The sequence below is a fragment of the Ruminococcus flavefaciens MA2007 genome (genome assembly GCF_000621845.1).
Taxonomy (GTDB): domain Bacteria; phylum Bacillota; class Clostridia; order Oscillospirales; family Ruminococcaceae; genus Ruminococcus; species Ruminococcus flavefaciens_E.
Map to the genome: position 1 here is coordinate 51,687 of NZ_KK211357.1, position 17,188 is coordinate 68,874.

General features: G+C 43.2%; 13 protein-coding genes. 5 read left to right on the forward strand and 8 right to left on the reverse strand.

Annotated elements, in window-relative coordinates:
- Positions 1-53: 53 nt before the first annotated feature.
- The 5 genes from T497_RS0115205 to T497_RS0115225 form a co-directional block, all read right to left on the reverse strand.
- Positions 54-962 (reverse strand): alpha/beta hydrolase, encoded by a 909-nt coding sequence (locus tag T497_RS0115205; RefSeq protein WP_028516349.1) that lies wholly within the window; start codon positions 960-962, stop codon positions 54-56.
- Positions 963-1,407: 445 nt separating this feature from the next.
- Positions 1,408-3,468, reverse strand: coding sequence for a serpin family protein (locus tag T497_RS0115210; protein ID WP_028516350.1), 2,061 nt, complete (start codon positions 3,466-3,468; stop codon positions 1,408-1,410).
- A 266-nt stretch (positions 3,469-3,734) separates the two neighbouring features.
- Positions 3,735-4,469 carry a polyphenol oxidase family protein gene (locus T497_RS0115215; RefSeq protein WP_028516351.1) on the reverse strand — a complete coding sequence of 245 codons (735 nt, stop codon included), beginning with the start codon at positions 4,467-4,469 and terminating at the stop codon, positions 3,735-3,737.
- On the reverse strand, positions 4,470-4,925 hold the full coding sequence (locus T497_RS0115220; RefSeq protein WP_028516352.1) for a low molecular weight protein-tyrosine-phosphatase: 456 nt from the start codon (positions 4,923-4,925) through the stop codon (positions 4,470-4,472).
- A 51-nt stretch (positions 4,926-4,976) separates the two neighbouring features.
- Positions 4,977-7,526 (reverse strand): LamG-like jellyroll fold domain-containing protein, encoded by a 2,550-nt coding sequence (locus T497_RS0115225; RefSeq protein ID WP_028516353.1) that lies wholly within the window; start codon positions 7,524-7,526, stop codon positions 4,977-4,979.
- 279 nt (positions 7,527-7,805) lie between these two features.
- On the opposite strand from T497_RS0115225, the gene T497_RS0115230 reads away from it, so the two are divergent.
- From T497_RS0115230 to T497_RS0115250, 5 genes are all read left to right on the forward strand, one after another.
- Positions 7,806-8,783 carry a DUF4003 family protein gene (locus tag T497_RS0115230; RefSeq protein WP_028516354.1) on the forward strand — a complete coding sequence of 326 codons (978 nt, stop codon included), beginning with the start codon at positions 7,806-7,808 and terminating at the stop codon, positions 8,781-8,783.
- A 30-nt stretch (positions 8,784-8,813) separates the two neighbouring features.
- On the forward strand, positions 8,814-9,821 hold the full coding sequence (gene add / locus T497_RS0115235) for an adenosine deaminase (RefSeq protein ID WP_051530714.1): 1,008 nt from the start codon (positions 8,814-8,816) through the stop codon (positions 9,819-9,821).
- 262 nt (positions 9,822-10,083) lie between these two features.
- Positions 10,084-11,571 carry a class I adenylate-forming enzyme family protein gene (locus T497_RS0115240; RefSeq protein WP_028516356.1) on the forward strand — a complete coding sequence of 496 codons (1,488 nt, stop codon included), beginning with the start codon at positions 10,084-10,086 and terminating at the stop codon, positions 11,569-11,571.
- Positions 11,572-11,768: 197 nt separating this feature from the next.
- Entirely contained in the window at positions 11,769-12,044 is a 276-nt protein-coding gene (locus T497_RS0115245; RefSeq protein ID WP_028516357.1) for a transposase, read from the forward strand.
- Positions 12,045-12,061: 17 nt separating this feature from the next.
- On the forward strand, positions 12,062-12,934 hold the full coding sequence (locus T497_RS0115250; protein WP_155266930.1) for an IS3 family transposase: 873 nt from the start codon (positions 12,062-12,064) through the stop codon (positions 12,932-12,934).
- Between the two features lie 443 nt (positions 12,935-13,377).
- On the opposite strand, the gene T497_RS0115255 is transcribed toward T497_RS0115250, so the two are convergent.
- From T497_RS0115255 to T497_RS17165, 3 genes are all read right to left on the reverse strand, one after another.
- Positions 13,378-14,418 (reverse strand): hypothetical protein, encoded by a 1,041-nt coding sequence (locus T497_RS0115255; RefSeq protein WP_028516359.1) that lies wholly within the window; start codon positions 14,416-14,418, stop codon positions 13,378-13,380.
- Between the two features lie 611 nt (positions 14,419-15,029).
- The gene (locus T497_RS0115260) at positions 15,030-15,992 is read right to left on the reverse strand and encodes an SH3 domain-containing protein (protein ID WP_028516360.1); all 963 of its coding nucleotides are present in this window, start codon (positions 15,990-15,992) and stop codon (positions 15,030-15,032) included.
- Between the two features lie 687 nt (positions 15,993-16,679).
- Positions 16,680-17,188, reverse strand: a 509-nt coding sequence (locus T497_RS17165) for an IS3 family transposase (protein ID WP_037325403.1), incomplete at its 5' end; no start/stop codon positions are given.

The window sequence follows — 17,188 nt, forward strand, 5'->3', positions numbered from 1 at the left end:
TATATCGCTCAAAAAAACAACTGCCCACAGATGAAAAACTCTGTGGGCAGTAATTATTCTGAACATAATATTCTGGATACGATGATATCGTATTCCTTACGGCTCTTTTTTAACAGGGCATAATCATGGGCTCCACCTTTTTTCTCATAATAAGAGAACGGGTGGCGCTCTTTTTTCATTTTTGCGGCAAACCGCCTTGCAGGAATATTCATTATGTCATGAGTTCCCGAAAACATGGTGATATGAGGAAGTCCCTCTATGCTGCCCTTTGTGGCGTCGGCTCTGTAGTTGTTCACATCAAGGTCGCCCAGCCAAAGCTCGCTTACCTTTTCCACAGGGAAATGACCTATGATACAGTCCTGCTGCCTGATGTGATCGGCTCTTTTCTGCTCTTTCTCGGTCATTTTTCCTATTATGAAGCCGGGAGAGATAAGGACTATCTCATTGGCAGCGGGAAGTCCCCTTCCTATTGCCAGCATAGACAGCGACAGGGACAGAGTTCCTCCTGCGGAGTCGCCTATAATGGTTATATCCTCGGGACGGCTGTTTTTCATGAGCTCACTGTAGACCTCCATGAGCATAATGTGGCATTCCTTTGCGTTGCTCTCGGGAACCATGGGATACTGCGGAAATATTATCTCGCAGCCCGTATCTCTTGCAAGACGCTGACAAAGTCTCCAGTGCAGGGGCAAAGCTTCAAGGAAAAATCCGCCGCCGTGGATAAACAGCACCTTTTTATTGCTTCTGTTGTGCCTGTCACGGGCAACGTAATATATCCCGTTCTTGACACGGCGCTTTTTTACTTTCATTTCACGTCTTATTCTTTTTGACGGAGCGGAGTCCTGCGGCAGCTTTTTCTTCAGCTCTGCAAGTCCCTCACCGAATTCGGGATTGTCAAGCCTGCTGAGCTTCGTAAAATCTCTCATAGAAAAACGTATAAGCTTCTTTAAAATGATATTCATTGTCGTATTCCTCGGTAATTACAGCATTTATAGCGAAATATAAAAGACTTTTTTTATTATAGCATAAAAGCGCTAAAAGAGCAAGCTCCGCATTAACCGTAGTACTTATATAGAAGTTTTATGCTTATTATTGAGAGAACCCCTTTTGAAAAAGGGGCACCTCTGACGGAGGACGTCCCCTCTGTCACTGCGTGACATCTCCCCGCACTGCGGGGAGTCACTCTCAAACTCTCTCCCTAAAACTTTCGTTTTGTTTTTTCTCAGATAGGGCGCACCTGCATTTTTACAGGATTTTTTCATTTATGGAGCGCCCTATCTGAGGAAAAACCAGATAAAAGTCTTTGGAAAGGGGTATGGGGAAGAACCTTTCTTCAGAAAGGTTTCCCCCATAATTAACTATAAGCTTCTATATGAGTATTACGGTTACGCGGAGCCTGCTTAGTTATTATTTGCCAAGCTCTGTAGCAGCGCCTACAAACAGCGGAATATTGTTCTTATCCACTATCATGTATACAAATGGCTTATCGAGCCTGATATTTACGGTCTTCACCTGTGGAGTCATACCGCCTGCGTTGCCAAAGGTTACAGTAACTGCTACTGCCTTTGTGCCCTCTTTGCTGACCTCTATCTTGGTCTTGTGGATAACATCACCGATATATATAGGATCAGAACCCGGAACAGTACAGTCGCAGAGCCTTGAGAAATCTGCTTTTTTATAATCAAAAGCGTCCTTCATGCCCAGTGCTTTGAGAGTATCGGGCAGACTTGCTGAATAGTCGTATTCAAACTCGGGTATCATTACATGAAGGTCGAGAGGAACTTCATCGGACTCATAGGGCTTTGTGAGAGCTTCTGAAAGCTTCTCGGCGTCAAGGTCCTTCACGTACTGGATTATATCCTTGTCTCTCGGCATTATGCCAAGGAAGTAATAATCGCCGTTCAGGTAAGGCTTCTTGAAAGCGTCTGCGTCCTCAAGCTCATAATAGAGGTATTCCTTACTCTTCATTTCCTTGATACTGTGGGTATTGCCGTCGAGGTCGGTGAATTTTCCGTCGTTGGTCTTTTCGTACTTCTTATCCCACTCCATATCAAAGTAAAGGGTATTGATAAGAGCTATGCGGGTAAGGTCGTTAAAATCGCTTTTGCGCACGGCAGTAGGTATCATTCCGTTTGTGTTCTTGTTCACCCAGCTGTTGATATCGCTTACGGTTCCGTCATCAAAGTTGGTCTTGTATATCTCAGCGCCGTAATACTTCTTATCGGTCTCAAGGAAACTGTCAAGGGGCTTGAAGTATTCAGCGTCCTTGCACCAGAGCGAGTTGGCAATATTGAGGTGTTTGCCATCCTCATCGGGAGTCCTGCTGAGGAAATATGACATATACTCGTTGATATCGTCTAATGAGAGCTTTGAACCGCCGAGGACTTCTTCCATTTCCTTTAATGTGTTATTGTCGGCACCGTTTGCCATCATGGAAAGCGAAGATGATATCGAGAACGGCGAAACAAGTACGTTCTTTTCCTTTTTCTTGGGATCAAAGCACTGCTTCAGCAGGTCAACGCCGAACTTCATCTGAGCCTCTGCAAATTTCTCATCTGCTTCCTTGCCCTCAGAGCGCTGAACGTCGATGTTGTCGTCGAGGCGGATACTGCCTATTTCCGTAACGCCGTTGAATTCAGTCACTTTTCCGAGGATAAAGTCAGTTATCTGCTGAAAATCTTCCTCGTCTATTCTGTTATCCTTGTTGATATCGGCATTGAGGAACTGGTCTCTTGTAAGCTCCCTGCCGAGACAGCCGTTTATGTATTTGCCGTATTCAAGTCTGTCAAAGGAATCAACTACCTCGTCGCCGTTGATATCTCCGTAGTAGTTGAAATTATGGCGCTTGACTGAAATGAGCTTATCGGCGCGGAGAGAATAATACTTCGTATTGTAGCCGCCAAAGGCGCTCCAGTCGCTCCATGTACCATCATCATAAGTACTTGTGTAGCCCGGATCACAGTCATCAAAGGGATCAAAGCCAAGGTCGGGATTTATGGGAGGACCTAACTCAAGTTCTCCTTTGAATAACAGCCCCATTTCTTCAGGTGTGAGTTCTTCAAAAGAGGGACCTTTTTCAGTGTTCAGGAAGTCATAGAACACCTTTGATTCAAAGGTGATATCGTAGCTTTCGCCGCTTTTGAGCTTTTCAAGCAGTTTAAGATTATTTTCATCTGTATCGTATATGTTGAGCTCGTCGCCGACTCCTTCGAGATGAGTTCTTTCGCTGTTCTGGATAGTGATACATGGAGTACCGTTATAAACGTCGGAATGGTCATAGGTGAAGCCCGAAAGAGTATACACATACAATTTGTCATCGGTGTTGTAGTTGATAGTTCCGTATGCGTTGATAGTTTCGGCAGAAGCTTTCATTGGAGCAATAAAGCCGCTGTCGGGAAAAGCTTCCAATGCAAGAAGCATTCCGAGAGAACCTGCAATAAGCTTCGAAACCGTTCTGTTAAATTTCATTACAAAAGCTCCTTTCACTATGAAATAGTATTTATGCTTCAAGTATAGCATTGCAGTAATGAAAAGTCAATAAATCATGAACAATTATGTTCAATAATAACAAAAAGCCGCAATTTTTGCTTTAAACTCGGACTTTCGCAATTTTTGAGCATTATATCGTAAAGCCTGTCCGTCAAACATTCTCAGGTCTTTTCTCTCGTTTTTTTGCAGAAAAAGCATATTATAAAACCAATGCAGCCCAAATGGACTGCATTACATTAATTCTATCATTTAAGTATCAGATATGCCAGATCCTGTCTGCCGCGGTCACCGCGTCTGTAGGAGTGATAGGACTTATCATGGAAGGTACATTCATTTACAGCGGAGATTTTGTCTCGGAGTATGCCCTCGGCTTCTGCTTTAAGCTGTAAAGCTTTTGAAAGCGAAAGATACAGCCTTTTATTTCGGACTTTGAATATTGCTTCAAGCTCTTTTTCAGAGAAAGCCTTAGCGTATTCAGTTCTGACTTCTTCTCCCATTTCATAGCAATCGGCGCATATATGCGGTCCGATAATGAGCTGTATATCAGCAGGAGAAGCTCCCAGCTCTTTCATGGCTGCGATCCCGTTGTGAAGAAGTCCTCCTGCCGCTGACCTCCAGCCGCAGTGCAGAAGCCCTATAACTCCTTCGCTTCTTGCAATAAGATACACGGGTACGCAGTCGGCGGCGATAACGCTGAGAACTACGCCCTTTTCAGCAGTTACAAGTCCGTCGACTTTTTTCAGCTCGTTGTCCTTGATAACTCCCGAACCGCCGTGTTCAGCGGTGACTATTTTCACATTGTCGCCGCTTGCCTGATAGGGACGTATGAATCGGGAAAGGGGAATGTCCAGTCTGCGGCTGAGAGCGGTATAATCTTCGGTAGGCGGATCAAAGGGTTCGTTTCTCGTCCATATACCGTTATTTCCTGATGTGAAGCCGCCCTGTGCAAGGCCGTCGTTGATTATTTCTATCGTCTTCATTTAACGCTCCGCAAGACTGCTGAGAAGTCCCTTGCAGCCTTCCTCGATATCCGCATAGGCGGTGCCGAAATCACGGCTGTACCATGGATCGGAAACATCGTCGCCTCTGCCTGCAAAGGTGAGGAGCTTGTAAACTTTTCCGTCCCTGTCACTGCCGAAAATACGGTTCATATTGCGGATATTCGCAGTGTCCATGCCGATGAAGTAATCATATTTTTCATAGTCGGACTTCCTTAGCTGCACAGCGTATTTTCCTGCGCAGCCTATGCCGTGCTTGGCAAGCTCCGAGCGCGCAGGGGGATAAACGGGATTGCCCAATTCTTCGGTGCTTGTAGCACTTGAAGCTATACAGAATCTTTCGCTGAGCCCTGCTTCCGAGACAAGCTTTTTCATTATGAATTCAGCCATTGGGGAACGGCAGATATTGCCGTGGCAAACGAACATGATTCTTATCATTTACTATAACTCCTTTTGTATGTAAAAATCAGCAGCCTTTTATCGTTATTGTTAAGAACCGATTATTAGCAGTCTGCGCATAAGGCAAAGGTCAAAGGAGTCTATCCTGCCGTCCTGACAGAGGTCTCCTTTCTGCCAGTCGGCAAGCTCGCCGATACCGAGAACGAACTTCTGCAAAGCCACGAGGTCTGCCACTGAGAGCTGACCGTCGCCGTTGACGTCGCCTTTTACATCGGCTTTTCCGACTATCTCGCCCTTAGTCAGAGCAGTCTTGTATATTCTGATATTGTCGATACTGCCCTTGAAATAGCTGTCGTCGGAATAGTAGGACTTTCCGATATAGCAGCTTGTTCCCGAGCCCATATCAGCCACCTGACCGTGAGTTTCGGTGGTGTGGAGAGTCTCACTGCCGTCGATGTAGAGCTTTGTATCAGCACCATTCACCACAAGGGTATAATTATGCCACTGTGAACCGTCAAGGTCGCATACAAGCTCGGTCTCGTCCCGCCATGAATCGGTAGTTGCAGCAAATCTGAAAAGCTCCTTTGCAACGCGGAAGAACACATACTTCTCGTCATTCTTTCCTGCGGCAAAGGTGAAGAAATTGCCCTCTGACTCCGACTTTATATCCATGCTGACAGTATAGTCACGAAGCCCGTCAAGCATACCCGTGGGAAACTCTCCGTATGTATCATCGCTGCCGTCAAGATAAATCACCTTGCCCTTTTCGCTGTCCTGCTTCACGGAAGCTCCGCCGTTAAGGCTGAGATTTCCCGTACCATCCTCAAAGTCGATATCCACATAGGGCTTGGGCTTATCCGCCGAGCTCACAGGAGTTCCGAATACCTTGAACTCATAGACTGTAGGCGTATACCAGTTATTGTTTGGATTGTTCTGGAGCGTTGCATTCTGCACATTAAGTCGTACATACCTTGCCTTGCCCGACAGCATATCGCTGTTGAAGCCGTAGGTCTTGCTTACTGTCTCGCTGCTCTTGTCGGTATGGTCAAGGAGCTTCGTCCAGTTGACGCCGTCAAGACTTCCCTCAACGGTGTAGGTGTAGTAGCCCTCCGAGCCCTTGCATATGTACCACGAGGTCTGAACATTTGCAAGGTCGCATACCTTTTCAAGGTCAACCTGCAAGTAAAACGGCCATTTCTTGTAATCTCCTATCGCCGCAAAACAGCTCTGATATGAACCGTCAACAGCTTTTGCAGGAGCATTTCCGCTTTTTGCCGCCAGTGATGACGAGACAGGTCTGTCCTGCGAGAGAAGCTGTCCCTGCTGAACAGGGAAGAGGTCGCCTGTAGAGGTATTGTACTTGAAATACGGATAGTAGTCGTAGAACGCGAAGCCCTTGTCAAAATACAGCGGACACAGGGTAGTTCCGCTGGTGGAAGAAGCTCTCAGCCAGCGGTATGCGTGCATGAGGTAGTTCTTGTCCTGCATATTCACTATCCAGCCCGACTGTGAGGAGAATGTAGAGGTGTTACCTATACTGCGGAGTTCGCTCCACTTGCCTGCGATATCCTTTGTAACGCTGTAGGCGCCGCTGCTGGGGTACCAGCCAGCCGCCTGCGAGGTGAACAGGAAGTAGTAGCCGTCCTTTTTGACAAGGTTCGGGAACTCGCGGTACTGGTCCTCGAAAAGTGTAGTCACTACCTCGGTAACATCGCTGTAGTCGTCGTTCATGCGGAAGATGTACATGGTAGCGTTAGCGCCCTGCCCCTCTTTGTTTGCAGCCGCAATAAGGTAGCCTGTGCTGTCGTCATCAAAGAATATCGCCATGTCACGAACCTGTATGCCGAGTGGATTATACACATGATGCACCGTGAACTGTCCTCCCGGAGTTCCCGTGATAACGAGAGCCTTTCCGTCGCTGTAGCCGCTGGGCTTTTCCCAGTGCGCCCACACGACCACCTTGTTTTTCTCGGGTATATAGTCGATATGGACCGACTCTATCTTACAGCTTGCAAGAGCGGAGTTCTGTGTGCTGTCAGCCACGTTTTTCTCGTTCCCGAAGTGTCTGCCGTCGCTCGAAGTTGTCTCCGCAAGGTAAATATCATCCTTGCCGCTATGCTTTTTCAGGGAGTAGCTGTAGTATGTATTTCCGACCTTGTAGCCGCTTGTTTCATAGACAAGATTGCTGCCCTTCTGGTTGTCGTAGGTACTCAGACCTGACGGCAGAGCGCAGGGCGTAAGGGACTTCACCGATGAGAAAAGCTCCTTTCCCTTTGAGGTGACCTTGAGCTGATAATAGTAGGTCGTTCCCGAAGCCATATCGTCGTCCTCATAGGAATTGCCGCTGCCCTGATATACAGGCTCGAAGCCGTTATCGGGCGATGTTGAGCGGTAGAGCGTATAGCTGTCCGCTGAGAGCGTTGTCGCCCACTGTAGAGCGGCATGGTCTGCTTTTTTTCCGTCGGCAATGCAGAAGAGATTTCCCACAAGTCCTATATCGTCAGACACTGTCACGGAAGCAGCTTCTGCGCAGTTATCCACGTTCACTTTAAAACTGCCGATAGTAAGAAGCATTGCCGCACTACACACAACAGCGGCAGAACGCTTCAGAAAACTCATTATGCTGACTGTCTTTTCCATAGTTTCACTCCTTTTTTCTTTTTTGACTGTCAAGCATATTATATCATGATGAGTCTGAGATTGCAATATAAAAAGCTCATTTTTGATATGCCTGAAATAGTATTGACACAGAAATAAAATTATGATAATCTTTAATTAAAGAAACAGACAGGAGCACAGCATTCAGAACATTTCAGAATTGTAATATACGGTAATATTAAAAGACCGACACTAATGCGATAATATGTTATACTATGTTTACAGAAGCAAAAAACTACTTCACCAAAAGGAGAAATCACTATGAATAACAATACAGAACAGATCACAATGGACTTTATCACAAACAGAGATACTATTAAAAAGGTTATGAAGCTTGAAAGCTCATATATATACCCTGTGGCAGCAAATGTATTCTGTGCGGCAGGCGTCAGGGCAGATGAAAACAAGCTCCGCCAATGCAGGGATATCATCAAGAAAAATGCAGGCTTTGCGTCGTATCTTAAAGGAACTATTCTCCCCGTATTTACAGCCAAGCTCGCTGTGACCGACGCTCCCGAGGCTCAGTTTGCAAAGGTAATGGATATGTACGCTATCCTTAAAAAGCACTTCAGCAGGTCGGAATACCTTGCTTTTCTTGCAACTCTCCTTGCCGAGAAAGCTACAGCAGAAGAAGCTGAGTACATAGCTGCAAGAGGTCGTGCCCTTTATAATATGATGAAAAAGGAGCACCCCATACTCACTTCAAGCGAGGACAACATAATGGCAGGCTTCATGGCTTTTTCGGAAAAGAACGACCAGCAGCTTATGGCTGAAGCCGAGAAGTGCTTTGAGCTTCTCAGAAGGAAGTTCTCGGACAAGAACGCTGTTCAGACAGTATCGCATATTCTCGCCATGACAGGCGGAGCTCCCGAGGAAAAAGCGGGCAGGCTTTTCAGAATGTTCGATATGTTGGCGGCAGCAGGACATAAGTACGGCAAGCACTATGAGCTTTCAACTCTTGCAGCAATTTCCGTTATTGAAGCCGACGAAAAAGTGCTTGTTGATACTGTTATAGATATAGATAACAGGCTCAGCGGTCAGAAGGGCTACGGAGCATTAAGTCTCGATAAGAAAACAAGGCTCATGCACGCAGCTATGCTTACGGCTGACCTTTACGAAGGCACCGACAATGCTCAGGCGGCAGTATCCGCTTCTACACTTGCTATCATTGCAGCGCAGGAAGCCGCAGTAGTTGCTGCTATCGTAGCTGTGACAGCTGCAAACAATGCCAGCTGCTGAGCGTAATATCCGAATTGAAAGGAGTTTACTATGGAAAAAGCAGTTGCACCTCAGAAATATGCCGACAAATATATAGAGCTCCATCTGCATCTGGACGGCGCAGTAACAACTGATATAGCTCGAAAATTAGCAAAAATACAGGGCATTCCCCTTCCGCAGGACGATTCAGAGCTTGAAAAACAGCTAACCGTTCCAAATGGCTGCGAAAATCTGAATGATTTTCTGAAATGCTTTGCTCTGCCGCTGTCTTTCATGCAGACGAAAGAGGGGCTCAGCGAAGCAGTCAGACTTGTTTCGGAGAATATCCGCTCACAGGGCGTTGTCTATGCGGAAATACGCTTTGCGCCTCAGCTCCATACAGAAAAGGGCATGACGCAGGAGGACGCAGTAAAGGCTGCTCTCAAAGGCATATCCGAAACCGAGCTCAAGGTCAATCTGATACTGTGCTGTTTGCGCGGAGAGGGAAACGAGGCTGCCAACGACGAAACAGTCGAGCTGGCAAAGAAATACCTTGTAAAGGACGGCGGCGTTGTGGCAATTGACCTCGCAGGCGCAGAAGCCCTTTTCCCTACTGAAAAATACCGCGAACTGTTCAAAAAAGCAAAGGAAGCAAATATTCCTTTCACCATACACGCAGGCGAAGCCGACGGTGCAGACAGCGTAAAGCTCGCCGCTGAGTTCGGAGCGAGCCGTATCGGACACGGCGTCAGAAGCTATGAGCAGCCTGCGGTCATCGAAATGCTGAAAGAAAAAGGCATAGCTCTTGAAATGTGTCCCACAAGCAACCGTCAGACTCATGCAGTTGAGGATATGTCTCAGTATCCGTTTATGGATTATCTCAGCAAAGGTCTTGCTGTAACGCTGAACACCGACGATATGGGTATCGAAGGAACTACTCTGGCAGATGAATTCCGCTATATGGAAAAGAACTTCGGTCTGACTGCCCGGCAGGAAAAACAGCTGCTTGAGAACGCCGTTGATTCTGCCTTTACAACTGACGAAGTGAAGAAACAGCTCAGAAAAGAACTTGGGCTGTAAAATCAATGCGCTATTGCCTGAACGAAGAAATACAGCAAATTTCATGTAAATCCGCCGCTATAAACAACATAATTATATGCTTCTTAATTCTTGTTTATGATTGTGATTTTTATAATTGTTTCTTGACAAACTGATTGCTCAATGATATAATGTAAACGTGTTGTGTGCAGATACTGCTATATAATGTTTGATCGAGTGTGGGAACTTAATCACTCCATAGATACATAGCTTAATCAGCACAAAAATCTATAAAGGAGCTAAAATGAATAATACCATTCTTAGCGTAATTTCGGGTTACGCAGTTACAAAATCCAATCGAATTGCTGTTATATCAAATAAAGAACAGCTTACATATTCAGAATTCTGGAAAGAAATCTGCAGAGCAGCTCATTTTTTCAGAGAAAACGGCATAAATAAGGGGGATTTGGTCGCCATAAAAGCTGCACAGAGTTCGAGCTATTTAATCTGCTACTACGGATTACAGCTTGCAGGCGCTGTTCCATGTGCTCTTGAACAAAATATGCCATCAAGTTCAACAGTACAAGTTGCCTTAAAATTGAAAACAGTTGCTGTTATTTCCGAAAGAATTGCCATAAATGATCTACCTGATAATCTGAAATATTTCTCAATGCAGGAAATTCGTTCAAAAAGCAGCTCACTTGCAGATGACATGAGCGGTCTTGAATTTCCGTCTGAAAATGACACACAGATCATCATGTTTACAACAGGTACAACAGGCGCATCAAAGGGTGTTGAAATTTCATTCAAAGCAATGGGGGCATCTGAACAAAAAATCGCTGATTTCCTTGATATGAAGTACTACGCTGAGCATGGTGTGTTTATTACTCCTACTCCGCTTAATCACGCAAAGGGAATATGGGAAACAGGAGGAATGCTCCGCAGCGGAGGAACAGTTTACATCCTTCGTGGAATGGCTGATTTAAAGGCATACTTCAAGGCACTTGACTATCCGTGTGAAAAATTGGTCCTTTCACTTGTTCCCGCAAATCTCAGAATCCTTATAACTATGGTACCTGATGAATTTGCAAAATATGCTGACAAAATAGGCGACATCAAGCTCGGTACAGCACCATTGCTTGAGCATGATAAGGAGCTTGCAATGAAATTGCTCCCGAATACTAATTTTCACAACGCATACGGTTCATCTGAGGCAGGTATTCTCTCAAATCTTGTTTTCAATAAGCATAAAGGTCTTGAATACTGCATAGGACAGCTTTTGTCGAATAATGAAGCAATTGTTGTAGATGATGAGCGTAAGCCGATAAAATCATCTAAGGAAAACATGGGCAAACTTGCATTCAGAAGCAATTCAGTAATGAAAGGCTACTACAACGAGCCTGAGCTTACAGCTGAAATTCTTGAAGATGGAATAGTCTATACAAATGATTTCGGCTATGTTGATGAAAACGGCTTTGTATTTGTAAGAGGACGTGCTGATGATGTTATCAACACAGGCGGACTTAAGGTTGCGCCGGAGGAGGTTGAGTCAGCCGCTATCCGCATTGAAGGAATAAAGGATTGTATCTGTATTGCAGAAAAAAATGAGCTTTACGGCAATTCACTTAAACTTCTTGTTGTAATGAAAGAAAAGGGCACTATGGATGCATACGAAATCCGCCGTCAGCTTTCACACAGCCTTGAGCCTTACAAAACTCCTAATAAGATCGAAGAGGTTGATGAGGTTGCAAGAACCTACAACGGAAAGATGAACAGAAAATTTTATAGATAAGATAATTTTATCCTGAATCCGTGAGTCTGATTGCCTGAAATGGGCTAATCTCAACACGGATTCAGGCTTTTTAGTAGCTTCATGTTCCTAATACGGGTTTGCTTTCATTCTTTGAAGTGTTATACTGAAAGAGCAGTCGACAAACACCCAAAAAACTGGTAGAATATAAATAACAAAACCGGAAAGGGAAAACGACTATGAAGTACAGTAAAGAATTCAAAGAAGAAGCATTAAAGCTCTCGGATGAGATTGGACTGAAAAAGGCTGCTCAGCAGCTAGGTATCCAGTATTACACACTCTCAGACTGGCGTACAAAGCGAAATGCTGCTGCCAAAGCTAAAAAGTATCAGATGACCGATGATGAAGCAAAGCTGCGTATTACGGAGCTTGAGCGTGAAAATGCCGAGCTTCGCAAAGCAAATGATATTCTCAAGGACGCACTCGGTTTTTTCGCAAAAGACCGGAAGAAGTAAAGACAAGCGAACGTCACCTGTTCGTCAATGAGTTCCGTAGCAAGTACGGAGCGAAAGCAATATGCAGATTTCTGAAAATAAGCGAATCAGGCTATTATCGCTGGCTCAGGAATCAGGGCAAGCCCGGTGCAAGGCAGCTTCTTCTGGTCAAAATACAAGGAATTCTTTCAGAGCATCCAGATAACAAGAATTACGGAGTCAGAAGGATGCAGACAGCTCTTGCACAGCGAGGCACTCATGTAAGCCTCAGGACGGTATACCGCACTATGAGCGAAGTCGGGCTCATTCACAGGCATCGCAGACCTCACGGTATCACAAAGGCTGATACTGAAACCCAGAACAGAGAAAATCTGATCAAAAGAAATTTCAGTGCAGACAAGCCGATGAAAAAGCTGCTGACGGATATCACCGAGGTTCAATGCGCTGACGGGAAACTATATGTTTCGCCTGTCCTCGACTGCTTCAACGGCGAGATCGTAGCTCTTGAAATGCGTGATAATATGAAGAAAGAACTCTGCATAGATACCGTAAAACAGCTGCGTGAGAAGTACGGCAGGCTCGACGGAACGGTCCTTCACAGTGACCGTTGCTGCCAGTACACAAGCTATGCATTCCGCAGGGAGCTTGTAACAAATGGGCTCATTCAAAGCCTCAGCGGCACTGCTCATTGCTATGACAACGCCCGTATGGAGAGCTTCTTTGCCACACTGAAAAAAGAAAAGCTGTATCAGATACCTACATACCGAATGAAGCGAGAAGAGGTCAAAACTGTTATCTTCCGTTACATCTTCGGCTACTACAATACGCAAAGGATCAATAGCTTCAATGAAGGTGGTCTCCCACCTGTGGCACTAAGGACTTCAACTGGGCTGGCTCACCACGCTGCCTGACTCCTGCCTATCCAAGATTTTGGGTATTCTCTGACTGCACATTTCTTGACAATTACAGTGTTTTTACTAACTTTCTGAGTGCAAATATGGAATTTATAAATGCAATCAGAATACAAGAAAACCACTTGAAATCAGGATTTTCTCGAATTCAAGCGGTTTATAATTTGCCAAAGTACGCCAATTTTGATACAACCAGAAGGGCGTTTTCTTTTGGTACCTCGCGATTTCTTTTGCTATACCACGAATTCTTTTGGTTGTTGCGTTTTCTTTTGGTATATGCCGTTTTCTTTTGGTCTATAAGGATTCACACTTATATAGCTGTGTATCGCAATGTATTAGTAATATGATTTAATATTAAATTCAAAAGTTACATTCTCTGATTACAAAACTGCTCCCTGTGCTTATTGACACAGGGAGCTTTTTATTTTCTATGTGGTACAAATTCACTGGGAAGACATTTCGTTAAAAATGTTGATGTAATAATCATAGTCCTTTAAATCTTTAGCACTGAAATTGACCTTTTCTGTATCCATCAGTATAATATCATTATTGTCTTTTATTTCAAATGACACGCCAACTTCATCTATTATTCCTATTTTCTCTTTATCAGGATTTTGATAGTAATAAAAATCTATATATGTTAAGCGTTTTGAATGTGCATAGATGTTGTTTTTCATTATCGAACCGTCAACCATATAACCATTCACATATGAATCTTTACTATCTATATATATATCATTATCTGTATTATTCTCAACGTAAACCCAGATCGATGCACTGTCTAAGTCAAACCCGTCATTTTCAGTTGCAATGATCTTTATTCCGCCCTGATCAAATAATGTTATACCATCTACATCAGTTTTATCCTTTTCTACTTCAATGTCAGATGCATTAATAGTAATCCAGTCTGATTCCTGTATTACATTATATGAACCAGATTCAAACAAAGAAAATCTAAGCCTTATTTCGCCTATTTTGAAGGCTTTTTCTATATAATCCGATTGAGGATGAAATCCTATTTCAAAATCTGATTTTTCTCCTGCCTTCAACGAAAGCTGAGAATACGAGTGACAAATATAATCATTTACTATAATATCCCCACATTTTAAATCAAAGGCTTCTTCTGATTTGTTTTCAACATATACCTTTATGCTTTCGTCATACCTATCATATACGATAAATTCTTTGGCAGTGATTTTTACCGTTTCATTATCCACAAGGACCTGTTCTTCTATAGTAGGCATATCAGAAATTTTTTTCCTGGGATAGCGAGTTGATAATTCGATATTTGTTGTTGATTCTGTGGTTATAAGTTCACTCTTTGCTGCAGTTTCTGTAGTTATAATTTCATTCTGTTCAGCAGTCGTTTCTGTGACTGTTACATCGGTTTTACTGTTCCTTCTGTTTGATGCACAGCTTGTGATCATGGCTGTACAAAGGCTTAATTCAACGATGATCTCAAATATTTTTGATATATTTTTCATTTACAATCGCTCCTTTCTTCAAGAACCTCTGCTGCAAGGATATACATATTGCTGATCTGACCTTATTGCTATCTGGCATGACACTATTATAGCACCGTTAAGGAGGTGATTCAATAAAAAAGGAGTTTTTTAAATATATTGTAAAAAATTCGTAATAATAATGACAGCCATCTCAAGTTATTTAAGTGAAAGTGAAAACAGTCACAAGATTCGCTCAAAAATCAACTATGGTATTGCATTTTTTATTTAAATCACTTTCATCTCCAAAAGCGCCATATACTATTAATGCCTCACGAAGATCGTCTAAAAATGATTCTTCATTGCAATACGAAACAACATTATCTATCAGACAGCGTTCAGGGATACTCCAGCGAACCGTGTAATCATCTATAAATTTCTGAGTAAGCTGAACAATTTAGCTTTTACTGTTCCAAATAAATATAAATACTCTTTCATACTTTGATTATATAATAGCATATTTTTTAGCTTTGTGCGCAGAATCACAAATTTGTAATCGCAGGACAATAAAAAACAGTCCACGGCTTTTGTTTTCACCGTGAACTGTCTGATAATTCCCATAATCATGCTTATTTTTCAAATATCAAAAGTCATCACTGAACATCTATGATCTTCCATCTTTCGTCTTCCCTAATAACATCCACAACAACTATTATATCAGAACCATAACAGTTAGCTCTCAGCTTAATAGAGTACCCTTCTTCATAATTCTCCGATGCAACGATAACAGGCGTATCGTTGTAGAATGAATATATTCCGCCTATAGGACGATATTCAAGATAGAGTTCACCATTGACATCTATACACTTGGAATTGGACGAACCATAGAGGTTATCGTATCTGCTGCTGATATATGACTCTGTCATATATGTAGTGAAGTAATTGCGTATATCCGCTGTTGAGCGGAACGAGCCGTCTACCACCTTATGATAGATATTACCATTTTCAGATACATACTCCTGAGTCGTGTCTGTATTGAGACCACAACTTGTCATAAGTTCATCAGCAAAATTAAGAGCATCTCTTATTTCTACAGCTTCAGCAACTGTCGGTGCAGGAGCTACGTTAATACCAGCTGATGCATTTCCCATGTACGACTCAATCTCCTTTATATAGTCTGCGCTTACGTAACCTGATTTGCCGTTATAGCTTGTGCAGTACCAACCAGCTTTTCCGCATGAGTAAACATCTATCTGAGTTTTATCGGGGATAGTACCGATTATATCTGCTGTGGGAAACGGCTCATTTCTAAGGTTAAGAACGTCTCCCTGAGTATCAACATATCCGCCGAACAAACGCTCCTCTTCTTTCAGGTCAAGATTGCTGTTTGCTGCATCATTGGCAGTTGTTTCGGATTTTGCTGAGTCCTTTGACTTTTCTGCCCCATTTGCAGCAGTGGTCGCTGTCTTTTCGTCTTTTGCTGAATCTGCTATAGTTGTTACAGCTACCTTTGTGGTAGCTTTGCTTTCAGATGTTCCGCCATTTTCTGTGCTTCCGCATGAGACCATAGAAATCAACATTGTAAGTATTGCCAAACAAAAAAACATTTTTTTCATAATCATTACCTCATTCACTAAATATTTTATTAGTATCTGTTTTCCTTAGTGTGATTATATTATATCACATTATTTTCATTCTGTGTTCAGAATTACAAATCTGTAATCACTTTTTCGGCAGCCTGTGAATAACATTACGTCAGCCACATTTGCATAGTAGTCGAGCCAAAGGAGATTTTCGTTATTATCGGTGTAGAACATGGCACTGCCATTATTATAATTTTCCGTATTTGAGCTCTAACTGTCTTCGGTATAAACATAATCCGCATTTACTCACACTTCATACCGCAGCAATGCTGCGGTATGTTTATATCTTTATGTATTATAAAACCTCAAATTCGTACTATATTGCTATATAGCGACACTTGTTGCGCTAAGTTAACATCAGCTTTTTTAAACACACAACAAAAATTGTTTTATTTTTTTATTAAGGTACATTTGGTGTACATTTCAAATTTTGAGCATATAATCAAAAAATATAGCTGCTCGCAAGATGGTATAAAATTCATCCTGTGAGCAGTTCTTTATAATCGATATAAGCCTATATTCAGGCAAAAATAAAAAGACACTATATTTTGCAATATAGTGCCAAAATTCTGTAAATTTATGACTAAAGAGATGACATACGACTGGAATTGTCAAGAAATGTGCAGTCGGAGAATACCCAAAATCTTGGATAGGCAGGAGTCAGGCAGCGTGGTGAGCCAGCCCAGTTGAAGTCCTTAGTGCCACAGGTGGGAGACCTCCTTCATTGAAGCTGTTGATCCTTTGCGTATTGTAGTAGCCGAAGATGTATCTGAAGATGATGGACTTGACCTCTTCTCGCTTCATTCGGTATTTAGGTATATGATACAGCTTTTCTTTTTTCAGTGTGGCAAAGAAGCTCTCCATACGAGCGTTGTCATAGCAATGAGCAGTGCCGCTGAGGCTTTGAATGAGCCCATTTGTTACAAGTTCCATGCGGAAGGCGTAGCTTGTGTACTGGCAGCCACGGTCACTGTGGAGAACACTTCCTTCCAGTCTACCGTACTTCTCACGCAGCTGTTTTACGGTGTCTATGCAGAGTTCTTTCTTCATATTATCACGCATTTCAAGAGCTACGATCTCGCCGTTGAAGCAGTCAAGAATCGGTGAAACATAGAGCTTTCCGTCAGCACACTGGACCTCGGTAATATCGGTCAGCAGCTTTTTCATCG

Excerpts from the sequence above, each read along its gene's own strand:
- T497_RS0115225 (WP_028516353.1), bottom strand. The coding sequence starts at position 7,526 with ATGGAAAAGACAGTCAGCATAATGAGTTTTCTGAAGCGTTCTGCCGCT.
- T497_RS0115215 (WP_028516351.1), bottom strand. The coding sequence starts at position 4,469 with ATGAAGACGATAGAAATAATCAACGACGGCCTTGCACAGGGCGGCTTC.
- add (WP_051530714.1), top strand. The coding sequence starts at position 8,814 with ATGGAAAAAGCAGTTGCACCTCAGAAATATGCCGACAAATATATAGAG.
- T497_RS0115205 (WP_028516349.1), bottom strand. The coding sequence starts at position 962 with ATGAATATCATTTTAAAGAAGCTTATACGTTTTTCTATGAGAGATTTT.
- T497_RS0115230 (WP_028516354.1), top strand. The coding sequence starts at position 7,806 with ATGAATAACAATACAGAACAGATCACAATGGACTTTATCACAAACAGA.
- T497_RS0115245 (WP_028516357.1), top strand. The coding sequence starts at position 11,769 with ATGAAGTACAGTAAAGAATTCAAAGAAGAAGCATTAAAGCTCTCGGAT.
- T497_RS0115240 (WP_028516356.1), top strand. The coding sequence starts at position 10,084 with ATGAATAATACCATTCTTAGCGTAATTTCGGGTTACGCAGTTACAAAA.
- T497_RS0115220 (WP_028516352.1), bottom strand. The coding sequence starts at position 4,925 with ATGATAAGAATCATGTTCGTTTGCCACGGCAATATCTGCCGTTCCCCA.
- T497_RS0115260 (WP_028516360.1), bottom strand. The coding sequence starts at position 15,992 with ATGAAAAAAATGTTTTTTTGTTTGGCAATACTTACAATGTTGATTTCT.
- T497_RS0115210 (WP_028516350.1), bottom strand. The coding sequence starts at position 3,468 with ATGAAATTTAACAGAACGGTTTCGAAGCTTATTGCAGGTTCTCTCGGA.
- T497_RS0115255 (WP_028516359.1), bottom strand. The coding sequence starts at position 14,418 with ATGAAAAATATATCAAAAATATTTGAGATCATCGTTGAATTAAGCCTT.